The 21,568-nt window shown below is 64.5% G+C and carries 20 protein-coding genes; 19 read left to right on the forward strand and 1 reads right to left on the reverse strand.

Annotated elements, in window-relative coordinates:
• The first annotated feature begins 80 nt into the window (after positions 1-80).
• The 10 genes from infA to glmM all read left to right on the forward strand — a co-directional run bounded on the left by infA (position 81) and on the right by glmM (position 7,248).
• On the forward strand, positions 81-302 hold the full coding sequence (infA, locus tag ACIQXM_RS10605) for a translation initiation factor IF-1 (protein ID WP_055239372.1): 222 nt from the start codon (positions 81-83) through the stop codon (positions 300-302).
• Between the two features lie 81 nt (positions 303-383).
• Entirely contained in the window at positions 384-497 is a 114-nt protein-coding gene (gene rpmJ / locus ACIQXM_RS10610) for a 50S ribosomal protein L36 (RefSeq protein ID WP_012397712.1), read from the forward strand.
• Between the two features lie 157 nt (positions 498-654).
• A complete protein-coding gene (rpsM, locus tag ACIQXM_RS10615; RefSeq protein WP_104052716.1) occupies positions 655-1,032 on the forward strand; it encodes a 30S ribosomal protein S13 in 378 nt (125 codons plus the stop codon).
• A 67-nt stretch (positions 1,033-1,099) separates the two neighbouring features.
• Positions 1,100-1,501, forward strand: a complete 402-nt coding sequence (gene rpsK / locus ACIQXM_RS10620; protein ID WP_104052715.1) for a 30S ribosomal protein S11 — start codon at positions 1,100-1,102, stop codon at positions 1,499-1,501.
• Positions 1,502-1,689: 188 nt separating this feature from the next.
• Positions 1,690-2,700: a DNA-directed RNA polymerase subunit alpha gene (locus tag ACIQXM_RS10625; protein WP_104052714.1), complete on the forward strand. Its 1,011-nt coding sequence runs from the start codon at positions 1,690-1,692 to the stop codon at positions 2,698-2,700.
• Between the two features lie 65 nt (positions 2,701-2,765).
• A complete protein-coding gene (rplQ, locus tag ACIQXM_RS10630; RefSeq protein WP_400931206.1) occupies positions 2,766-3,302 on the forward strand; it encodes a 50S ribosomal protein L17 in 537 nt (178 codons plus the stop codon).
• Positions 3,303-3,339: 37 nt separating this feature from the next.
• On the forward strand, positions 3,340-4,281 hold the full coding sequence (truA, locus tag ACIQXM_RS10635) for a tRNA pseudouridine(38-40) synthase TruA (RefSeq protein ID WP_400931208.1): 942 nt from the start codon (positions 3,340-3,342) through the stop codon (positions 4,279-4,281).
• A gap of 242 nt (positions 4,282-4,523) precedes the next feature.
• On the forward strand, positions 4,524-4,967 hold the full coding sequence (gene rplM, locus ACIQXM_RS10640; RefSeq protein ID WP_104052711.1) for a 50S ribosomal protein L13: 444 nt from the start codon (positions 4,524-4,526) through the stop codon (positions 4,965-4,967).
• A gap of 39 nt (positions 4,968-5,006) precedes the next feature.
• Entirely contained in the window at positions 5,007-5,504 is a 498-nt protein-coding gene (rpsI, locus tag ACIQXM_RS10645; protein WP_400931210.1) for a 30S ribosomal protein S9, read from the forward strand.
• A 379-nt stretch (positions 5,505-5,883) separates the two neighbouring features.
• On the forward strand, positions 5,884-7,248 hold the full coding sequence (gene glmM, locus ACIQXM_RS10650) for a phosphoglucosamine mutase (protein ID WP_400931212.1): 1,365 nt from the start codon (positions 5,884-5,886) through the stop codon (positions 7,246-7,248).
• Positions 7,249-7,303: 55 nt separating this feature from the next.
• Here glmM and coaA read toward each other — a convergent pair whose 3' ends face one another.
• Complete coding sequence (coaA, locus tag ACIQXM_RS10655) at positions 7,304-8,221, reverse strand: type I pantothenate kinase (protein WP_400931890.1); 918 nt, start codon at positions 8,219-8,221, stop codon at positions 7,304-7,306.
• 204 nt (positions 8,222-8,425) lie between these two features.
• Between coaA and glmS the strand changes: the two genes are divergently transcribed.
• The 9 genes from glmS to tsaE all read left to right on the forward strand — a co-directional run bounded on the left by glmS (position 8,426) and on the right by tsaE (position 21,515).
• Positions 8,426-10,321: a glutamine--fructose-6-phosphate transaminase (isomerizing) gene (gene glmS, locus ACIQXM_RS10660; RefSeq protein ID WP_400931214.1), complete on the forward strand. Its 1,896-nt coding sequence runs from the start codon at positions 8,426-8,428 to the stop codon at positions 10,319-10,321.
• A 3-nt stretch (positions 10,322-10,324) separates the two neighbouring features.
• Entirely contained in the window at positions 10,325-10,675 is a 351-nt protein-coding gene (locus tag ACIQXM_RS10665; protein ID WP_400931216.1) for a holo-ACP synthase, read from the forward strand.
• Positions 10,676-10,684: 9 nt separating this feature from the next.
• Positions 10,685-12,250 (forward strand): NAD(P)H-hydrate dehydratase, encoded by a 1,566-nt coding sequence (locus tag ACIQXM_RS10670; protein WP_400931218.1) that lies wholly within the window; start codon positions 10,685-10,687, stop codon positions 12,248-12,250.
• Positions 12,251-12,358: 108 nt separating this feature from the next.
• Positions 12,359-14,548, forward strand: coding sequence for a glycogen debranching protein GlgX (glgX, locus tag ACIQXM_RS10675; protein WP_400931220.1), 2,190 nt, complete (start codon positions 12,359-12,361; stop codon positions 14,546-14,548).
• Positions 14,545-16,878 carry a malto-oligosyltrehalose synthase gene (gene treY, locus ACIQXM_RS10680; RefSeq protein ID WP_400931222.1) on the forward strand — a complete coding sequence of 778 codons (2,334 nt, stop codon included), beginning with the start codon at positions 14,545-14,547 and terminating at the stop codon, positions 16,876-16,878. The genes glgX and treY overlap by 4 nt, the downstream gene beginning before the upstream one ends.
• Positions 16,875-18,629, forward strand: coding sequence for a malto-oligosyltrehalose trehalohydrolase (gene treZ / locus ACIQXM_RS10685; protein WP_400931224.1), 1,755 nt, complete (start codon positions 16,875-16,877; stop codon positions 18,627-18,629). The genes treY and treZ overlap by 4 nt, the downstream gene beginning before the upstream one ends.
• A 3-nt stretch (positions 18,630-18,632) precedes the next feature.
• The gene (gene mgrA / locus ACIQXM_RS10690) at positions 18,633-19,679 is read left to right on the forward strand and encodes an L-glyceraldehyde 3-phosphate reductase (protein WP_400931226.1); all 1,047 of its coding nucleotides are present in this window, start codon (positions 18,633-18,635) and stop codon (positions 19,677-19,679) included.
• A 115-nt stretch (positions 19,680-19,794) separates the two neighbouring features.
• The gene (gene alr / locus ACIQXM_RS10695; protein WP_400931228.1) at positions 19,795-20,961 is read left to right on the forward strand and encodes an alanine racemase; all 1,167 of its coding nucleotides are present in this window, start codon (positions 19,795-19,797) and stop codon (positions 20,959-20,961) included.
• Positions 20,958-21,515 (forward strand): tRNA (adenosine(37)-N6)-threonylcarbamoyltransferase complex ATPase subunit type 1 TsaE, encoded by a 558-nt coding sequence (gene tsaE, locus ACIQXM_RS10700; protein ID WP_400931230.1) that lies wholly within the window; start codon positions 20,958-20,960, stop codon positions 21,513-21,515. Before alr ends, tsaE begins: the two co-directional genes overlap by 4 nt.
• Positions 21,516-21,568 lie beyond the last annotated feature (53 nt).

The following is a 21,568-nucleotide window of genomic DNA, read 5'->3' on the forward strand; positions in this document are numbered from 1 at the left end:
GCCCGGCGGAAGCAACGAGGGAACCAAAGACATAAACCGTCCTGCGCGCATGCGCACGGACACAGACGTTAGCGGAGGATATGGCCAAGAAAGACGGCGTCATTGAGATTGAGGGCTCGGTCAACGAAGCCCTGCCCAACGCGATGTTCCGCGTTGAGCTGGCCAACGGCCACATTGTGCTCGCACACATCTCGGGAAAGATGCGTCAACACTACATTCGCATCCTCCCCGGAGACCGCGTTGTGGTGGAACTTAGCCCGTACGACCTCACTCGGGGCCGTATCGTCTACCGCTACAAGTAAAGACCCGCATCAACCAGCGTCCCGGACATTTGGGATGACGGCTGCCTGCGGTACAACCCTGCAACCACGCAAAGGATAACCATGAAGGTCCAGCCGAGCGTCAAGCAGATCTGCGATAAGTGCAAGGTGATTCGCCGTAACGGTCGAGTCATGGTGATCTGCGAGAACCCGCGCCACAAGCAGCGCCAGGGCTAATTTCCTGCTCACAGGGACGGCCCACGCGTAGTAGTAATTCAATATGGCAGTGCAGCGCTGATACGCGTAGCGCATACCCCCGGCACGGAGGCCGGGGACCTGGCAACAGGGACGCACTGCTTCAGACCTCCGGTGACACAAGAGGAGAACCGCCAATATGGCACGTCTCGCTGGCGTTGACATTCCCCGCGAAAAGCGGGTAGTGATTGCGCTTACCTATATCTACGGCGTGGGCAAGACCCGTGCAGACCAGACCCTGGCAGAGACCGGCATCAGCCCGGACACTCGCGTCAAGGACCTCACGGACGCTGAACTCGTTCAGCTGCGTGACTACATCGAGGGCAACTTCAAGGTTGAGGGTGACCTCCGCCGCGAGGTAGCCGCTGACATCCGCCGCAAGGTTGAAATCGGCAGCTACCAGGGTATCCGCCACCGTCGTGGCATGCCCGTTCACGGCCAGCGCACGAAGACCAACGCTCGTACCCGCAAGGGCCCGAAGCGTACGGTTGCCGGTAAGAAGAAGGCCGCCCGCTAAACCTAGCGGTGTGAGGCTACGGCCCCTTTAGCGGGCCACCAAAACCAAACTCTTTGTAGGAGAAGTAATGCCCCCCAAGACTCGTGGAGCGGTCCGCAAACCGCGTCGCAAGGATAAGAAGAATATCGCGCTGGGTCAGGCGCATATCAAGAGCACCTTTAACAACACCATCGTGTCCATCACGGACCCGTCCGGTGCTGTTATCTCATGGGCTTCCGCCGGTGAGGTTGGCTTCAAGGGCTCGCGTAAGTCCACCCCGTTCGCTGCGCAGATGGCTGCTGAAGCCGCTGCAAAGCGTGCCCAGGAGCACGGCGTCCGCAAGGTCGACGTCTTCGTGAAGGGTCCGGGATCCGGCCGCGAAACCGCTATCCGCTCGCTCCAGGCCACCGGCCTGGAGGTTGGCTCCATTTCGGACGTCACCCCGAGCGCGCACAACGGCTGCCGTCCCCCGAAGCGCCGCCGCGTCTAAGCAGCACTTGCGGTTCCGGTAATATCCGGCGGGCGGTCCACCCTTTGGGGCGGGCCGCCCATCGGACGCCTCCGGCTCCGGGCACGTGGCTGTTAAGCCGTCCAAGACGCCCGCGGAAAGACCCGTCGTCGTCGTTTCCACCATTTGTGTTGCGTCATATAGCGGACGCTCGCTGAAAGGAAATGCAAGTGCTCATTGCACAGCGCCCCACCCTCACTGAAGAAGTCGTAGCTGACAACCGTTCACGGTTCATCATCGAACCGCTGGAACCCGGTTTCGGCTACACCCTTGGCAACTCCCTCCGCCGTACGCTCCTGTCCTCGATCCCGGGTGCTGCAGTAACCAGCATTCGCATCGACGGCGTGCTGCACGAGTTCACCACGGTTCCGGGCGTGAAGGAAGATGTCACCGAGATCATCCTGAACGTCAAGAACCTGTCGGTCTCCTCGGAGCACGACGAGCCCGTGGTCGCCTACCTGCGCAAGCAGGGTCCCGGCGTCGTCACGGCTGCGGACATTGCTCCGCCGGCCGGCGTGGAGTTCCACAACCCGGATCTGCACATCGCCACCCTGAATTCGAAGGGCAAGTTCGAACTCGAGCTGACCATCGAACGCGGACGCGGCTACGTTTCCGCCAGCCAGAACAAGTCCGGTGACCAGGAGATCGGCCGTATTCCGGTTGACTCCATCTACTCACCGGTCCTGAAGGTGACCTTCCGCGTGGAAGCCACCCGTGTTGAACAGCGCACCGACTTCGATCGCCTGATCGTTGACGTTGAAACCAAGGATGCCATTGCACCGCGCGACGCAGTCGCCTCTGCCGGTACCACCTTGGTTGAACTGTTCGGCCTGGCCCGTGAACTGAACAGCGCTGCTGAAGGTATTGAAATTGGCCCGAGCCCCACGGATGCCGCACTGGCCGCCGATATGGCACTGCCGATCGAAGACCTTGAGCTGACCGTGCGTTCCTACAACTGCCTCAAGCGTGAAGGCATCCACACTGTGGGTGAACTCGTTGCCCGCTCCGAGGCTGACCTGATGGACATTCGCAACTTCGGTGCAAAGTCCATTGATGAGGTAAAGGCAAAGCTGGTCGAGCTGGGTCTGTCCCTGAAGGATTCCCCTCCCGGGTTTGATCTGGCCGCCCGTGCCGCAGCTATTGAAGAGGACGAGTCCGAATACTCGGACGACGAGCTCTAACACACGCAAAATATTGCCGTGCGGACGCTAAAGTCGCGTGCGGCACCGTTTGAGGAGAAAAAGTAATGCCTACACCCACCAAGGGTAAGCGCCTCGGAGGCAGCCCGGCCCACCAGCGCCTGATGCTGGCGAACCTGGCAGCCCAGCTGTTCGAGCACAAGCAGATCACCACCACGGTGACGAAGGCCAAGCGCCTGCGTCCCTACGCCGAGCGTCTGATCACGTTCGCAAAGCGCGGAGACCTGTCTTCCCGCCGCCGCGTCCTGGGCCTGATCTCGGACAAGGGTATTGTCCACGAGCTCTTCACCGACATTGCTCCGGCAGTCGAGAAGCGCGACGGCGGCTACACCCGCATCACCAAGATCGGCAACCGCAAGGGCGACAACGCTCCCATGGCTGTCATCGAACTGGTTCTGGAGCCCCTTTCGGCCAAGCAGGCCGTAGTGGCCGAGGCCGAAACCGCAGCTGCTGTGTCAGCTCCGGTTGAGTCCGCTGACTCGGCTGAGTCCGCTGAGTCCGCTGACTCGGTCGATTCGGCTGAGTCTGCCGACTCGGTTGATTCTGCCGACGAGGCAGTCGCAGAGACCGAAGAGAAGAAGTAATTTTTCCTCTCGCACTCCGTCCCTTAATATTGAGGGCATGAGTATTGAAAGGCCCGCCGTACCTGCAGAGGACGGCGGGCTTTTTCGTGTCCGGATGGACCTGTCCTACGACGGCGCCTCCTTCTACGGGTGGGCCGCGCAGGATGACCTGCCTACCGTTCAGGGAAGCCTCGAAGCAGCCCTCGAAGTCCTGATCCGCCGGCCCGTACGGGTTACCGTGGCTGGCCGGACGGACTCCGGCGTCCACGCCCGCGGACAGGTGGTCCATTTCGACCTCACGGGAAGGGAATGGCAGGGCCTGACCCGCGGAGCGTCGCTCACGCCGGAAGAGGCGCTGCTCCGGCGCATGCGGGGAATCCTCAACAAGGACCTCACCATGCCGCTGCGCAAGGCCAAGGCTGCCAAACGGGTCATACACGCCATGGAGGGGGCCATTACCGTCCACTCTGCGGCTCTGGCCCCCGAGGGATTCGACGCCCGCTTTTCTGCCCTGTGGCGCCGGTACAGCTACCGGATAGCGGACCGCGAAGCCAGCCGTGACCCGCTGACCCGCTCCGTGACCCTGTGGCATGACTTCGCGCTGGACGAGGACCGCATGAACCGCGCGGCGGAAGAGGTCCTGGGCGTTCGGGATTTCTTGTCCTTCTGCAAACCCCGCACCGGTTCCACCACAATCCGGGAGCTCCAGGAGTTCTCCTTTCTCCGGCGGCCTGACGGCGTGATCGAGGCCCACCTCAAGGCGGATGCCTTCTGCCACAACATGGTCCGTTCGCTTGTTGGCGGAGCAGTCCTTGTGGGAGCGGGGGAGCGGAGCCCGGAATGGCTGGGGCAGAGGCTCCAGGCCCGTATCAGGGATTCAGACTCCATGCTGGCCCCGCCGCACCCTTTGATTCTCGAAGAGGTCAGGTATCCGGCTGAGGAAGAGATGCGGCGCCGCGCGGAGAGCACACGCGCCATGAGGGCCCTGCCGGGCTTTTGACCTGGACCGGGAAGCAGGCTATTGTTTATAGTCGTTGTGCGTGTCCTACCTCGATAGGTCTATGCCCACGGGAGCGGCTCAGTTGCAGAGCCACCTGGCCCCGGGGAAATAGCCGAGTACATCAGGACCACTGGTTACATCAGTCCTCACCTGACCATCCGGTAAACGCATAGAGAAGCTGCGGAACATGTGGCATCCATATGGTCCGCGCCACCTAAGAAGAAGAAACGAAGGCAAAAACCGTGCGTACGTACACCCCGAAGCCCGGCGACATCAACCGCCAGTGGCACGTCATTGACGCCACCGACGTTGTCCTAGGCCGTCTTGCCAGCCAGACCGCAACACTGCTGCGCGGAAAGCACAAGCCGACCTTCGCTCCCCACATGGACATGGGCGATTTCGTCATCATCATCAACGCTGAGAAGGTTGCCCTGACCGGCGCCAAGCTCGAACAGAAGCGTGCCTACCGCCACTCGGGTTACCCGGGCGGCCTGTCCTCCGTCAACTACGCAGAGCTGCTGGAATCAAACCCGGTACGTGCAGTTGAGAAGGCCATCCGCGGCATGCTGCCCAAGAACTCCCTGGCTGCCCAGCAGATCAGCAAGCTCAAGGTCTACCGCGGTGCAGAGCACCCGCATGGAGCCCAGCAGCCCAAGACCTTCGAAATCACCCAGGTCGCCCAGTAGTTCTGGCCCGCCAACTAAAGAATTAATTCAAGGAGAATCGTGGCTCAGAACACTGAAGAGCTCAATGAAACAACCGAGGAGCTTTCCAGCTACACCTCGGAAACCCCTGATGCAGCTGAGGCTGCTGTCAAGGAACGCCCGGCACTGACCGTCGCCGGTTCGGCCGTTGGCCGCCGCAAGCAGGCAATCGCCCGCGTGCGCGTTGTTCCGGGCAGCGGCAAGTGGTTGGTGAACGGCCGCGACCTGGCCGCTTACTTCCCGAACAAGCTGCACCAGCAGGACGTCAACGAACCGTTCAAGATCCTTGATCTCGACGGCGCCTACGACGTTATCGCCCGCATCCACGGTGGCGGCCCCTCCGGCCAGGCCGGCGCACTGCGCCTGGGCGTGGCTCGGTCGCTGAACGAGATCGACCGCGACAACAACCGCGCAACCCTGAAGAAGGCCGGCTTCCTGACCCGTGACGCCCGCGTCATCGAGCGCAAGAAGGCTGGTCTCAAGAAGGCACGCAAGGCACCTCAGTACTCCAAGCGCTAAAAATGCGCCTACCCTGGCTGCTGCCGCTGCGCGTCAGCAGCCAGGGGTCTCCGGCGTTTTTGCGCGTTTGTCTCCACAAACGCTGATTCAGCGCCGTACCGAAAGGCCGTCCGCTTCTGCGGGCGGCCTTTTGGCGTACCCGGGGACAGTTTCAGGCCGGATCAGGTGCTTAGGGGAAAGGGGCGGAGTACCCGGAAGGTACCTCTTTTGCTGCCGGACGAGGGTACGGGAGGGTGATGTTGGCCGCTGAACCGCTCCCAAAAACCCGCCCCTTACCGGCATCCGCTTAGTAGCCCGCTCCGATAGGGTGGCACAATAGCCCAGTGGGCTGCCGGTTAGGCGGCCTCCGGCCCTGCCCCCTGTTTGAGGATTATGTGCGATGACTAGATTGTTTGGAACCGACGGCGTGCGTGGACTGGCCAATGGCCTGATCACCGCTGAAGTGGCCCTTGGCCTGGCGCAGGCGGCCGCCGTCGTTCTGGGGCACCGGCGCGTGGAAGGCGGCCGGCGTCCAGTTGCGGTTGTCGCCCGCGATCCCCGCATCAGCGGTGACTTCATCTCCGCTGCGGTGGAAGCAGGACTGGCAAGCTCCGGAGTGGACGTTTACGACGCCGGTGTGCTCCCGACACCCGCTGCGGCCTTCCTGATTGCTGATCTCGATGCAGACTTCGGCGTCATGATTTCCGCTTCCCACAACGCCGCTCCCGACAACGGCATCAAATTCCTGGCCCGCGGCGGCCAAAAGCTCGACGACGCCGCTGAAGACGACATTGAACGTGAAATGAGCAAGCCCAACCTGAGGCCCACCGGCGCCGAGGTGGGACGCATCCACCGCTTCGCTGACGCTGAAGACCGCTACGTGATCCACTTGCTCCAGACTCTTCCCAATCGGCTGGACGGACTCAAGGTTGTCCTGGACTGCGCCCACGGTGCGGCCAGCGGCTGCTCGCCGCAGGTCTTTTCAGATGCCGGAGCGGAAGTGGTGGTCATCGGTGCCGATCCCGACGGCATCAACATCAACGACGGCTACGGTTCCACTCACCTTGAAAACCTGCAGGCCTCGGTTCTGGCGCACGGCGCGGACCTGGGCATCGCCCACGACGGCGACGCCGACCGCTGCCTGGCCGTGGACCATGAAGGCACCGTGGTGGACGGGGACCAGATCATGGCCATCATGGCCGTTGCCATGAAGGACGCGGGCAAGCTCAAGGACAATGCCCTCGTGGCCACCGTGATGAGCAACCTGGGCCTGAAGCTCGCACTGCGCGAGGCCGGCATCTCCGTCATCGAAACCGGCGTGGGTGACCGCTATGTTCTGGAAGGCATGCGCGCAGGCGGGTACAGCCTGGGCGGCGAGCAGTCCGGCCACGTCATCTTCTCCGAGTTCGCCACCACCGGGGACGGCGTCCTCACCGGTCTCCAGCTCGCAGCGCAGGTCAAGCGGACCGGACGCACGCTGAAGGAGCTCACCGAAATCATGACCAAGCTTCCCCAGGTCCTGATCAACGTCAAGGGAGTGGACAAAGCGGCCGTCAACAGCAACGAAGCTGTCCGGCAGGCTGTCCTTGAGGCCGCGGAAACGCTGGGGGAGACCGGCCGTGTCCTGCTCCGCCCGTCCGGCACCGAACCCCTTGTGCGGGTCATGGTGGAAGCGGCGGACATGGAAACCGCAGCGTCCGTGGCCTCGAAGCTGGCCGAAACCGTTGAAAGCAACTTGGCGCTGGAGCCCTTCGCCCGCGCCTGACCGGTGCTGCTGCGCCCTGACAGGTACGCCGGACCCGGGGCGCTGCTGCTGCGGCTTACGTCTTGCGCAGCAGCATCCGGGTCACCGCATGGTCTGCATTCTTGGTCAGCACCAGCTGGGCGCGGCCGCGGGTGGGGAGCACATTGGTGACGAGGTTCGGTTCGTTGATGCGCTTCCAGATATCCAGCGCCGTGGCCCGGGCCTCTTCATCGGTGAGGGCTGCGTAGCGGTGGAAATACGATTCCGGATCCGCGAAAGCCCCGTTGCGCAGCGAGAGGAAACGCCGAACGTACCATTCTTCGATGTAGGAGGTACGGGCATCCACGTAGATGGAGAAATCGAAAAAGTCGCTCAGGGCCAGGCCGGCGCGCCCGTCAGCGCGTGTCCGGGCCGGAGCGAGGACGTTCAGGCCCTCGACAATCAGCACATCGGGACGCCGGACCACGATCTCCTGGTCCGGAACAATGTCGTAGGTCAGATGTGAGTACCGCGGCGCCCGGACTTCCTCTGCACCGCTTTTCACGGCGCTGACAAACCGCAGCAGCGCCCGGCGGTCATAGGACTCCGGGAAACCCTTCCGCTCCATCAGCCCGCGCCGCTTGAGCTCGGCGTTCGGGTAGAGGAAACCGTCGGTGGTGACCAGCTCCACGTTGGGGGTTTCCGGCCAGCGGCGCAGCATCTCCCGCAGCACGCGCGCGGTGGTGGACTTGCCCACAGCCACCGAGCCGGCAACTCCGATGACAAAGGGCGTCCGGGTGGTCTTCTCACCCAGGAATGTGGTGGTGGCGCTGTGCAGGCGGCCTGCAGCCGCCACATAGAGGTTCAGCAGGCGGGACAGCGGCAGGTACACCTCGCGCACTTCGTCAAGGTTCAGTTTTTCCCCGACGCCCCGCAGCCTGTGGATATCGTCCTGGTTCAGCGGGGACTTGATTTCGTTGGAGAGCCGGGACCATGTTTGCCGGTCCAGCTCCACAAAGGGCGTGTTGCCGTTCTCCGCTCCGTTGCCGGAGCCCTTGGCCGCCGGATATGAGCCTGGGTGTGATGTTCGGTCTGCCACTTTATGATTCTGCCCTGCCGGGCAGTCAAACCAAAACGCCGTCACCCCGGGCGTAGGACGGTGCCTTGGGGCACACCCCCGCTTGGCGCGGCTGCCGCTCTTCCCGGTACTCTTACGGGTATGTGTGGAATTGTTGGATATGCAGGCCGCCGCCCCAGTGCCGCCGCCGCAGCTCAGCTGAACAGTCATGAGCATGGCGCCCTTGACGTGGTCATGGAAGGCCTGCGCCGGCTCGAGTACCGCGGTTATGACTCCGCGGGTGTAGCAGTACTGACCGAGGCCGGGATTGACTCCCGCAAGAAGTCGGGCAAGCTGGCCAACCTGGTCGCCGAGCTGGAGGCCGCACCATTGCCCGAAGCCACCACCGGGATCGGCCACACCCGCTGGGCAACGCACGGCGGACCCACGGATGAAAATGCCCATCCGCACCTGGCCGACGAAGGACGCCTGGCCCTGATTCACAACGGGATCATCGAAAACTTCGCGGAGCTCAAGGCCGAGCTGCTGGAAGCCGGAGCGGAATTCATCTCCGAAACTGACACCGAGGTAGCCGCAGCCCTGCTGGCAGCCATCTACCGCGGCGAAGGCGGAGGGGACCTGGCCCGCTCCATGCAGCTGGCCTGCCGCCGGCTGGAAGGCGCCTTCACGCTCCTGGCCATTCACGCTGATTCGCCCGACGTCGTCGTCGCGGCCCGCCGAAACTCCCCGCTCGTCGTCGGACTCGGAGACGGCGAGAACTTCCTGGGCTCGGATGTTTCCGGGTTTATCGACTTCACCCGGCGCGCAGTTGAACTGGGCCAGGACCAGATCGTCACCATCACCCCGGAGCACGTCGAGATCACCGACTTCTACGGCAACCCTGCCGAGGGCACCGAGTTCAAGGTCGATTGGGATGCCGCAGCCGCGGAAAAGGGCGGCTACCCCTCCTTCATGGAGAAGGAAATCAACGACCAGCCGCAGGCCGTGGGCGACACGCTGCTGGGCCGCTCCGATATTGAGGGCCGGCTGACCCTGGACGAACTGCGCATCGATCCCGAAGACCTGAAGTCGATCAACAAGATCATGGTCCTGGCCTGCGGCACCTCGGCCTACGCCGGCCAGGTTGCCAAGTACGCCATTGAGCACTGGTGCCGGATCCCCGTTGAGGTGGAGCTGAGCCACGAATTCCGTTACCGCGATCCGATCGTGGACGGCAACACGCTGATCGTCGCGATCTCGCAGTCCGGCGAGACCATGGATACCCTGATGGCCGTGCGTTACGCCAAGGAACAGGGTGCCAAGGTACTGGCGATCTGCAACACCAACGGTTCCACCATTCCGCGTGAATCCGACGCCGTGCTGTACACGCACGCCGGTCCGGAAATCGCGGTGGCCTCCACCAAGGCCTTCCTGGCGCAGATCACCGCCGCCTACCTGCTGGGCCTGTACCTCGCCCAGCTGCGCGGGGACAAGTTCCAGGGGGAGATCAAGGACCTGCTGGCTGATTTGGGCAAGGTACCCGCAAAGATCCAGCAGGTGCTGGATAACTCGGGACAGATCAAGGAACTGGCTGAACTCATGGCCGACACCAAGTCGGTGCTGTTCCTGGGTCGCCACGTTGGCTTCCCGGTGGCCATGGAAGGCGCCTTGAAGCTGAAGGAGCTGGCGTACATCCACGCCGAAGGCTTTGCCGCCGGCGAGCTGAAGCACGGTCCGATTGCCCTGATCGAAGAAGGGCAGCCGGTGTTCGTGGTGGTTCCCTCCCCGCGCGGCCGCGACTCGCTGCATGCCAAGGTGGTTTCCAACATCCAGGAAATCCGCGCCCGCGGAGCCAAGACCATCGTCATCGCCGAAGAGGGCGACGACGCCGTCAAGGCCTACGCCGAGCACGTGTTCTATGTGCCGGAAACGCCTACCCTGCTGGCGCCGCTGCTGACCACGGTTCCGCTGCAGATCTTCGCCTGCGCACTGGCCACGGCCAAGGGGTATGACGTTGACCAGCCGCGCAACCTCGCCAAGTCCGTCACGGTTGAATAACCGATGATCATTGGCATTGGTGTTGACGTTGTTGACATGCCCCGGTTCGGACGCCAGCTGGAGCGGACACCGGGGCTGCGTACCCGCCTGTTCGTGCCGGCCGAGCGGGAGCTGAACCTGCGGTCACTTGCGGCGCGTTTCGCCGCGAAGGAAGCGGTGGCGAAGGCGCTCGGAGCTCCGGCCGGCATGAACTGGCAGGACTGCCAGGTGGATCTTGACGCCGCCGGCGCGCCCAGCGTGAGCGTGCGGGGCACGGTCGCTGCGGCCGCCGAGGCGAAGGGCGTACGCACGTGGCACCTTTCCCTGAGCCACGACGGCGATGTAGCCACCGCCATGGTGGTAGCCGAGGGTTAGTCTGTAGGCATGATCAGCGCCTACTCGGGCACCGCTGTGCGGGCCGCCGAAAAACCGTTGCTCGAGGCCGGGGACGGTCCGGAACTGATGCAGCGGGCCGCGTACGGGCTGTACGCGGTCTGCGCACGGGAGCTGCTTCGCCGGCGCGGCTCGCTGTACGGCAGCCGGGTCACCGTGCTTGCCGGTGCCGGCAACAACGGCGGCGACGCTCTCTACGCAGGGGCACGCCTGGCCGGCCGGGGCGCCGCGGCGACGGCGGTCCTCACCGCTGACTCCGCCCATCCCCAGGCCCTGGCCGCCTTTCGGGCGCAGGGCGGGAGAGTTATCCCCCTTGCTTCAGCAGCGGAGGAGGCTGTCCGGACCTGCGCCGATTCCGACGTGGTGATCGACGGCGTTCTTGGAACCGGCGGCAGGGGCGGGCTGCGGGGACCTGCGGCACGCCTCGCGCAGGAGCTGAATGGACGCACCGCCCCCACCGGCCGCGGCCCCCTCATGATCGCCTGCGACCTGCCAAGCGGCGTGGACGCGGACACCGGGCAAGCGGACGGCGAACACTTCACCGCGGACGTTACGGTTACCTTCGGTGCGCTCAAGACCGGCCTGATGGCCGGACCGGGGGCGGTGGCCGCCGGCCGGATTGAGCCGGTTGACATCGGCCTGGGAACGCCGCCGGGGCCGCGGGTGCAACGGCTCGAGACAGCGGACGTTGCACAGCTGCTGCCCGTTCCCCGCAAGAACGACCACAAGTACACCCGCGGCGTGCTGGGCATTGCGGCCGGGTCCGCGACCTACCCGGGAGCCGCGGTCCTGGCGACCGGAGCGGCCCTGGCCACCGGCGTCGGCATGGTCCGCTACCTGGGCCCGGAATCGGTGTGCCGGCTGATCAACGCTGCCCATCCGGAGGTGGTCTGCAGCAGCGGAACGGTTCCGCCCGCCCACGTGCAGGCCTGGCTGGCCGGTCCCGGGGCGGGAACGGATGAGGAACAGCGCCGCCGGGCCGTGGATGCCATGGCCTCCGGGCTTCCCGCGGTGATTGACGCAGATGCCATCAGCAGTGTGGAGCGCGGACTCGGCCCGCAGGTAATCCTGACTCCGCACGCCGGAGAGCTCGCGGCACTCCTGAGCAGGCTCAGCGATACTGTCAGCCGTGACCTGATCGAAGGTGACCCGCTGCGGTACGCCCGGCAGGCTGCCGAACTCACCGGCGCCACCGTGCTGCTCAAGGGGTGGGCCACCATCACCGCTGCTCCCACCGGGGAAACCTACAGCCAGGCTGACGCCACCCCGTGGCTCGCCGCCGCTGGATCAGGGGACACACTTTCGGGAATCCTGGGTGCCCTGCTGGCTACGGACCGGGACAGCCGGGACGCTGGGACTCCGCCGCCGCCCGGGCATTACGCCGCTTTCGCCGCCGCTGCCGCAAGTATCCACGGCCGCGCGGGCAGTCTGGCTGCGCAGGCGGGCCCGGTCTCGCCGTCGGCCTTGCCGGCCTCCGTGCGCGCCGTGATCGCAGAGCTGCTGACGGCTCGGGGCGGCATGAAACAGCCGGGAAAGCACCGCTCCGGCAAGGGTTAAATATGGAGTAGTAATTCCACTCGTTTAATGCTTGGCCCCAACTGGGGTAAAAACATAAGTAGACATACTATTTTTGTGTTGTCATCTGGAACTAGTCAGGAGCTCTACATGGAAGTTTGGCCGGGAGAAGCCTATCCGCTGGGCGCTACGTACGACGGAAACGGCACCAACTTTGCGCTGTACAGCGAAGTTGCGGACTCCGTCACACTTTGCCTGTTCGACGAGGACGGCAACGAGGAGCAGGTCAAGCTGACCGAGGTCGACGGTTACGTTTGGCACTGCTACCTGCCGCAGGTTCAGCCGGGGCAGAAGTATGGCTTCCGCGTGGACGGACCGAACGATCCCGCGAACGGCAACCGCTGCAATCCGAACAAGCTGCTGCTGGATCCCTACGCCAAGGCTGTTGCCGGCGAGATTGACTGGGACCAGTCGCTGTTCGGCTACAACTTCGGTGACGAGCATTCCCGCAATGACGAGGATTCCGCCCCGCACATGATGATGGGCGTGGTGATCAACCCGTTCTTCGACTGGGACGGCGACCGCAAGCCCAAGGTCCCGTACCACCAGTCGGTGATTTACGAGGCGCACGTCAAGGGCCTGACCCAGCTGCACCCCGACGTTCCCGAGGAACAGCGCGGCACCTACGCCGGCGTGGCGCACCCGTCGGTTATTGCGCATCTGCAGAAGCTGGGCATCACCGCCATCGAACTGATGCCGGTGCACCAGTTCGTGAATGACTCCACCCTTCAGGAGAAGGGCCTGTCCAACTACTGGGGCTACAACACCATTGGCTTCTTTGCCCCGCACAACGCCTACAGTGCCACCGGCGACAAGGGCCAGCAGGTGCAGGAATTCAAGGCCATGGTGCGCGCACTGCACCTGGCCGGGATCGAAGTGATCCTCGATGTGGTCTACAACCACACGGCCGAGGGTAACCACATGGGCCCCACGCTCTCCTTCCGCGGAATCGACAACGCGTCCTACTACCGGCTGGTGGAGGATGACAAGCAGTACTACATGGACTACACCGGCACGGGCAACTCACTGAACGTGGGCAACCCGCACTCCCTGCAGCTGCTGATGGATTCGCTGCGTTACTGGGTGACGGAAATGCACGTGGACGGCTTCCGCTTTGACCTTGCCTCCACGCTGGCCCGTGAGTTCTACGACGTCGACCGCCTGTCAGCCTTCTTCGAACTCGTGCAGCAGGACCCGGTAGTTTCCCAGGTCAAGCTGATCGCCGAGCCGTGGGATGTTGGCCCCGGCGGCTACCAGGTGGGCAACTTCCCGCCCCAGTGGACCGAATGGAACGGCAAGTACCGCGACACGGTCCGCGACTTCTGGCGCGGAGAGCCGTCCACCCTGGGTGAGTTCGCCTCCCGCATCACCGGCTCCGCTGATCTCTATGAGTCCTCGGCCCGCCGTCCGGTTGCCTCCATCAACTTTGTCACCGCCCACGACGGCTTCACACTGTATGACCTGGTGTCCTACAACGAAAAGCACAACGAGGCCAACGGCGAGGACAACAACGACGGCGAGTCCCACAACCGGTCCTGGAACTCAGGCGTGGAAGGGCCCACCGATGATCCGGAGGTCCTGTCCCTGCGTGCCCGGCAGCAGCGCAACTTCCTGGCCACCCTGCTCCTGTCCCAGGGCGTTCCCATGATCGCCCACGGTGACGAGCTGGGCCGCACCCAGCAGGGCAACAACAACACGTACGCGCAGGACTCCGAGCTGAGCTGGATCAACTGGGAGAGCATGGACGCCCCGCTGATGGAGTTCACCGCTGCGGTCAACACGCTGCGCGCCGAACATCCCACCTTCCGCCGCCGCCGGTTCTTCGACGGCCGTCCGGTTCGTCGCGGCGAGGGCGAGGCGCTGCCGGACATTGTTTGGCTCAGCGAAGACGGAAACCCGATGACCCAGGACGACTGGGACACCCCGGTGTCCCGCTCCCTGGGGGTCTTCCTCAACGGGCAGGGCATCTCCGGCCGTGACGCCCGCGGAGAGCGGATCACGGACCTGAACTTCCTGCTGTACTTCAACGCCCACGAGGAAGCGGTGAAGGTAACCCTTCCGCCGAGGGAATATGCCCCCATGTGGGACGAAGTCATTGACACTGCGGGCGAGTTTGCCGACTCGGGCTCCATTCCCGCAGAAGCGAAAATAACCATCGCTGCCAAGTCCATGGTGGTCCTGCGGGCGCACGAAGAGGAAGAGGAGCACGACCACTCGGTTGCGGCTTCCCTGGCGGCGCTGGCCGGTTCCAAGCAGCACAGCGGTGAGGCTGCCGTATGAGGACCCCGCTGTCCACGTACCGGCTTCAGATCCGTCCCTCGTTCACGCTGTTCGACGCCGCAGAGCTGGTGCCGTACCTCGCGGACCTTGGGGTGGACTGGGTCTACCTCTCGCCGATCCTGACTGCCGAAGAAGGGTCCGACCACGGCTATGACGTGGTGGACCCCTCTTCGGTCGACCCCGCCCGGGGCGGCGCCGAGGGGCTCAAAGCCCTCTCCGACGCCGCCCATGCGGCGGGCATGGGTGTGCTGGTGGACATTGTTCCCAACCACATGGGTGTTGCCACTCCTGCTGCCAACGCATGGTGGTGGTCCGTCCTGGAACAGGGCCGCGGCTCCCGCTACGCAGAAGCCTTCGACATCGACTGGGACGCCGCAGCCGGAAAGCTGCGCCTGCCCGTCCTGGGCGACGGCGACGACGAACTGTCCGCCCTGAAGCTGGTGGACGGTGAGCTGCACTATTACGACAACAGGTACCCGGTGGCACCGGGCACGGCATCCGAGGGGGACTCGCCCCGGGATGTCCATGCCCGCCAGCACTATGAACTGGTCAACTGGCGCCGCGCGGACAATGAGCTGAACTACCGCCGGTTCTTCGGGGTCAACACCCTGGCCGGCATCCGGGTGGAAGAGCCCTGGGTCTTCGATGAAGCCCACGCCGAAGTGAAGCGCTGGTTCGACGAGGGCCTGGTCGACGGGCTCCGGATTGACCATCCGGACGGACTGGCTGACCCCAAGGCCTACCTGTCCCGGCTGCGCGAACTCGCCAACGATTCCTACATCTTGGTCGAAAAGATCCTGGAACCGGGGGAAAAGCTGCCCGCGGAGTGGGAAACGGAAGGCACCACGGGCTATGACGCCCTGGCTGACGTTGACCGGTTGTTCGTTGACCCTTCCGGTGAGGAACAGCTCACCGCACTGGTACCCACCGAGCCGTACACCGACATGATTCACGGCACAAAGCGTGGCATCGCAGACCACCTGCTGAACTCGGAAGTCCAGCGCCTGGTGCGCCTGCTGCCGGCGGACTCGGGCCTGGATGCCGGGACAGCCGCGGACGCCATTGCTGAACTGCTGGCCTGCTTCCCGGTCTACCGCAGCTACCTGCCCGTGGGGGAGCAGTATCTGACGGACGCTGTCATTGCGGCTACGGTCCGCCGTCCGGACCTGGCTGCTGCGCTGCGGGTTTTGCACGGGCTGCTGAACCCGCTGGAGGCCGGCAGCACGGAACCCGTATCGCTGAAGGCCCTGGGCGAACTGGCTGCGCGTTTCCAGCAGACCTCCGGGATGGTCATGGCCAAGGGGGTGGAGGACACCGCCTTTTACCGGTATTCCCGCCTCACGTCGCTGAACGAAGTGGGTGCGGATCCGGCTCATTTCGCTGTGGAACCGGCTGAGCTGCACGCGCGGCTGCTGCGCCGGCAGCTGGAGCAGCCGGCCGCCATGACGGCGCTGACCACCCATGACACCAAGCGGAGCGAAGATACCCGGGCACGGATTTCGGTGCTCGCGGAAGTCCCCGGCGAATGGGCGAAAACCTTCACTGCCCTGGAGGAGCTGGCACCCATGGGTGACGGGGCCATGGCCAACCTGTTGTGGCAGGCCATTGTTGGCGCGTGGCCGCTCAGCCGTGACCGCGCCCATGCCTACGCCGAGAAGGCTTCGCGGGAGGCGGGGGCCAGCACCACGTGGACGGCGCCCAACTCCGAGTTCGAGGACCGCATGCATGCCGCCGTCGACGCCGCTTTCGACAACCCTGAGGTGAACGCGCTGGTGGTCTCCCTGGTGGAGCGGATCCGCAGCGCAGGGTACTCGAACTCCCTTTCCGCCAAGCTCCTGCAGCTGACCATGCCCGGCGTGCCGGACGTGTACCAGGGCACGGAGTTCTGGGACCGCTCCCTGGTGGATCCGGACAATCGGCGCGAGGTCGACTTTGACCGCCGCCGACAGGTGGCGGCGTCGTTTACCGGCGGCTCCGCCCCCGCAGCGGATGAGGACGCAGCGGCAAAGCTGCTTCTTACTACTCGGGCCCTGCAGCTCAAGCGGGAACGCCCGGAACTGTTCAGCTCCTATGTTCCGGTATCCGTTGAAGGCCCCGCCGCGCAGCACCTGTTCGGGTTTGACCGCGGCGGTGCGATTGCCCTGGTAACCCGTCTTCCGCTGAACCTGGAGCAGGGCGGCGGCTGGCAGGACACCGCCGTCGTACTGGAAAGCGGCACCTACCGTGACGTGCTCACGGACAGGACCCATCAAAGCAGCGGCCGGCTGGCGGCTGCGGATCTGTTTGGCATTTATCCGGTGGCACTGCTGGTTCGGGAGGACGGGGAATGAGGACCAATTTTGATGTGTGGGCTCCCAAGGCCAGCACAATGACCCTGGTGGCTGACGGCCGGAAGCTGTCGATGAGCCGCGGTGACAACGGCTGGTGGCATGTCCAGCACGCTGAGCTGACCGAAGATGTTGACTACGGCTACCTCATTGACGACGCGCAGACGCCGGTCCCGGACCCCCGGTCCCGGCGCCAGCCGGACGGTGTCCACGGCCTCTCGCGCACCTTTGATCCCGACCAGTACCGCTGGAATGACGCGGGCTGGGTGTCTCCGGGACTCGACGGCGAAGCAATCTACGAGATGCACATCGGCACGTTCACCCCCGAAGGGACGCTGGATGCTGCCATTGGCAAGCTGGATTACCTGGTGGACCTCGGCGTGCGCTACGTGGAGCTGCTGCCTGTCAACGCCTTCAACGGAACCCACAACTGGGGTTACGACGGCGTGCTCTGGTACGCCGTCCAGGAGACGTACGGCGGCCCCGAGGCGTACCAGCGCTTTGTTGACGCCGCGCACCAGGCCGGCCTGGGCGTCATCCAGGACGTGGTGTACAACCACCTTGGCCCCAGCGGGAACTACCTGCCGATGTTCGGCCCGTACCTCACCGAGGGCAAGTCCAATACCTGGGGAGATTCGCTGAACCTGGACGGTCCGCTGTCCGACACCGTCCGCCAGTACATTGTGGACAACGTCCTGATGTGGTTCCGCGACTACCACGTGGACGGACTGCGCCTGGATGCCGTGCACGCCCTGCATGACGAGCGGGCCGTCCACATCCTGGAGGAGATCGCTGTTGAGACGGAAAAGTGCGCACTGGAACTGGGCAAGCCCCTGTTCCTGATTGCTGAATCCGACCTCAACGACCCCCGCCTCATTACGCCCCGCGACGCCGGCGGCTACGGGTTGGACGGCCAGTGGTCCGACGACTTCCACCACGCCGCGCACACCAACCTCACCGGTGAAAACGGGGGCTATTACGAGGACTTCGATTCCATGGGTGCCCTCGCCAAGGTGCTGACCGAGGGGTTCTTCCACAACGGAACGTTTTCCTCCTTCCGGGGCCGCTGCCATGGAAGGCCCCTGGATAAGGACACCGTGTCGAGCCGGCAGCTGGTAGTGGCAACCCAGAACCATGACCAGATCGGCAACCGCGCGGCAGGGGACCGGCTCAGTGCAAGCCTGAGCTACCCGCAGCTGGCCCTCGCGTCCGTGCTGAACCTGACGTCCCCGTTTACGCCCATGCTCTTCATGGGCGAGGAATTCGGTGCCTCCACACCATGGCAGTTCTTCACGTCGCACCCCGAGCCCGAGCTGGGCAAGGCAACCGCGGAGGGACGTCTGCTGGAATTCGAGCGGATGGGCTGGGATCCGGACACCGTACCCAACCCCCAGGACCCTTCCACCTTCAGCAATTCCAAGCTGGACTGGTCGGAAGCGGACCAGGGCGACCACGCGAAGCTGCATGACCTGTACCGTCAGCTGCTGACCCTCCGGCGGGACCGGCCGGACCTGACGAATCCGGACCTCGGCAGCGTGGAAGTGGAGTATGACGAGGTGGGCCGCTGGCTGGTGCTGCAGCGCGGGGAAACCGCCGTCGCACTCAATTTCTCCGATGCTCCCCGCGAGGTCCCGGTTCCCTTCTCCGAGTCCACGGTGCTGCTCCAGACCGAACCCGCCGAGCTGTACGGGGATGCCCTGCAGCTCCCCGGCTACGGCGCTGCAGTCCTCGCGGCAACGAATGGCAGGATGTAATCCATGACATACATTGCCGCGGATAACCGCTACGATTCCATGCCCTACCGACGGGTCGGCCGCAGCGGGCTGCATCTTCCCGCCGTGTCCCTCGGACTGTGGCACAACTTTGGTGACGACAAGAAGTTTGAAACCCAGCGCGAGATCCTCCGCAGGGCCTTCGACCTGGGCGTGACCCATTTCGACCTGGCCAACAATTACGGCCCGCCCTACGGTGCTGCTGAGACAAACTTCGGCCGCCACTTCAAGGACGATTTCCGGCCCTACCGGGATGAGCTCGTCATCTCCTCCAAGGCCGGTTATGACATGTGGCCGGGGCCCTACGGCAACTGGGGATCCCGCAAGTACCTGCTCGCCAGCCTGGACCAATCGCTGGAGCGCATGGGCCTTGATTACGTGGACATCTTCTACAGCCACCGGCCCGATCCGGAAACCCCGCTGGAAGAGACCATGGGCGCCTTGGACACGGCCGTACGCTCCGGCCGTGCCCTCTACGCCGGCATCTCCTCCTACTCTCCGGAGAAGACGATAGAAGCTGCACGGATCCTGCAGGACATGGGAACGCCGCTGCTGATCCACCAGCCCTCCTATTCCATGCTGAACCGCTGGGTGGAGCACGGAGATCCGAACCTGTTTGCCGCACTGGAAACGGCAGGGGCCGGTTCAATCGCGTTCTCGCCGCTGGCCCAGGGGCTGCTCACCAACAAGTACCTCAACGGGGTGCCTGACGACTCGCGGGCTGCTGCCGGCAAGTCGCTGGATCAGTCCCAGCTCTCCGAAGACAACCTCCGGCGGGTGCGGGCACTCAATGACCTGGCCGAATCCCGTGGCCAGACGCTGGCCCAGATGGCCATCGCCTGGGTGCTGCGCCCGCAGGCCGGCGGCGGAGCGATCACCTCCGCGCTGGTGGGTGCCTCGAGCGTGAAGCAGCTGGAGGACAGCCTGGCGGCGGTGAACAACCTCGACTTCACGGCCGAGGAACTGGAAACCATCGACAAGCATGCCGTGGATTCCGACATCAATTTGTGGGCCGCCGCACTGGAAGCCTAAACCGTGCGGCTGCAACCTCCTCCTGGTGGTGCAGCCGGCGGGTTTTCGCGTGGTTTCCCCTGCACAGGGTTCTCCTGTGCAGGGGAGCCCCCGCCGGGAATGAAATAATGGTCGAGTGAATGACCAACAAGATGCTCCCGCCGTCGAACGCCAGGCCCTCATTGACCTAGCAGCCGTGCGGCACAACGTCCGTCACCTCGTTCGGCTAGTAAGCCCGGCCCGGGTGATGGCAATCGTCAAGGCCGATGCCTACGGCCACGGTGCCGAGCAGGTGGCACGCACCGCTCTGGAAGCCGGAGCCTCCTGGCTCGGCGTCGCCCACATCACCGAAGCCCTGGCGCTGCGAAGCGCCGGAATGACTGCGCCGGTCCTGGCTTGGCTGCATACCGTGGACAGCCCCTTTACTGAAGCCGTAGCCGCCAACGTTGACCTCGGCATTTCCGGATGGGAACTGGAATCCGTGGTGGCCGCCGCCCGGAAACTGCAGATCCCGGCACGCGTGCACCTGAAGATCGACACCGGCCTGGGCCGCAACGGCTGTCCGCCGGACAAGTGGGAGGCCCTTGTGGGCCGGGCCCTGGCCTATCAGGAGGAGGGGCTCCTGCGCGTGGTGGGCATCTTCTCGCACTTCTCCGTGGCCGATGAACCGGACCGTCCGGAAACCGACGAGCAGCTGGAACGGTTCCGCACCGCCGTCGCCGTCGCCGAAGACGCCGGAGTGGACCACGAAGTCCGGCATATCGCCAATACCCCGGCGGCGCTGTCCCGTCCGGATTCACACTTTGACATGGTGCGCGTGGGCCTGGGACTTTACGGCCTCTCACCCTTTCCCGGCCAGACGCCGGATGAGTTGGGCCTGCGCCCTGCCATGACGCTGAAGACCACCATTGCCAACTGCAAAGAAGTTCCCGCCGGCCAGGGGGTTTCCTACGGGCTGCGCTACTCCACCACCGAGCCCACCACCCTTGCCCTGGTGCCGCTGGGCTACGCCGACGGCGTTCCGCGGGTGGGCACCGGCGGTCCGGTCTGGGTGGACGGAAACGTCTATCCGGTGGTGGGCCGCGTTGCCATGGACCAGATGGTCATTGACCTGCAGACCACCGGGATCGCAGGAACCGGCAAGGATCTGGTGGGCCGCGAAGCCGTGCTGTTCGGCGGAGTCGGCCTGCCCTCGGTGGATGAATGGGCCGAAGCCAGCGGCAGCATCAACTACGAGATCATTACCCGCATCAGCTCCCGCGTTCAGCGGACCTACATCGACTCCGAGGCAGCCCAGGCATGAGCGAAGCAGTCAGCACCGGCGCATCGGCGCCGGTCTGGGAAGAAGAAATCCGCACCACCGACGCCCTGCAGACGCAGGCAGCGGCTGAAAGGTTGGGCCGGCGGCTGGCAGCGGGGGACCTGCTGCTGCTGACCGGTGAACTGGGCGCCGGCAAAACCACGTTCACGCAGGGCCTGGGCCGCGGACTCGGAGTCCGGCCGGGAATTATTTCCCCCACATTCGTGCTGGTGCGGATCCATCCCAGCCTCGGCCAGGGCCCGGATCTGGTGCATGTTGATGCCTACCGCCTCGGCTCCAGCGGTGAGATTGATGACATCGACCTGGAAAACACGATGGACACCTCGGTCACCGTCGTGGAGTGGGGGCGCGGGCTCGTGGAGCACCTCTCCGACAGCCGGCTCGACATCACGATCATCCGTCCCACCGGCGGCGGCTCCGCGCCGGTGCAGGGAACCGCAGGCCTCAGCTTCGACTACGACGACGATCCCGACGAAGAACGCGTTATCCGAATCGCCGCCTACGGACCGCGGTGGAAGGACACCCGGCTTTCCTAAGCACCTGCAGGCCGCGGCCGGCTGCGGAAAGCGGGCACCCAAAGGAGACGTAA

The organism is Arthrobacter sp. NPDC097144 (assembly GCF_044762205.1).
Classification (GTDB): domain Bacteria; phylum Actinomycetota; class Actinomycetes; order Actinomycetales; family Micrococcaceae; genus Arthrobacter_B.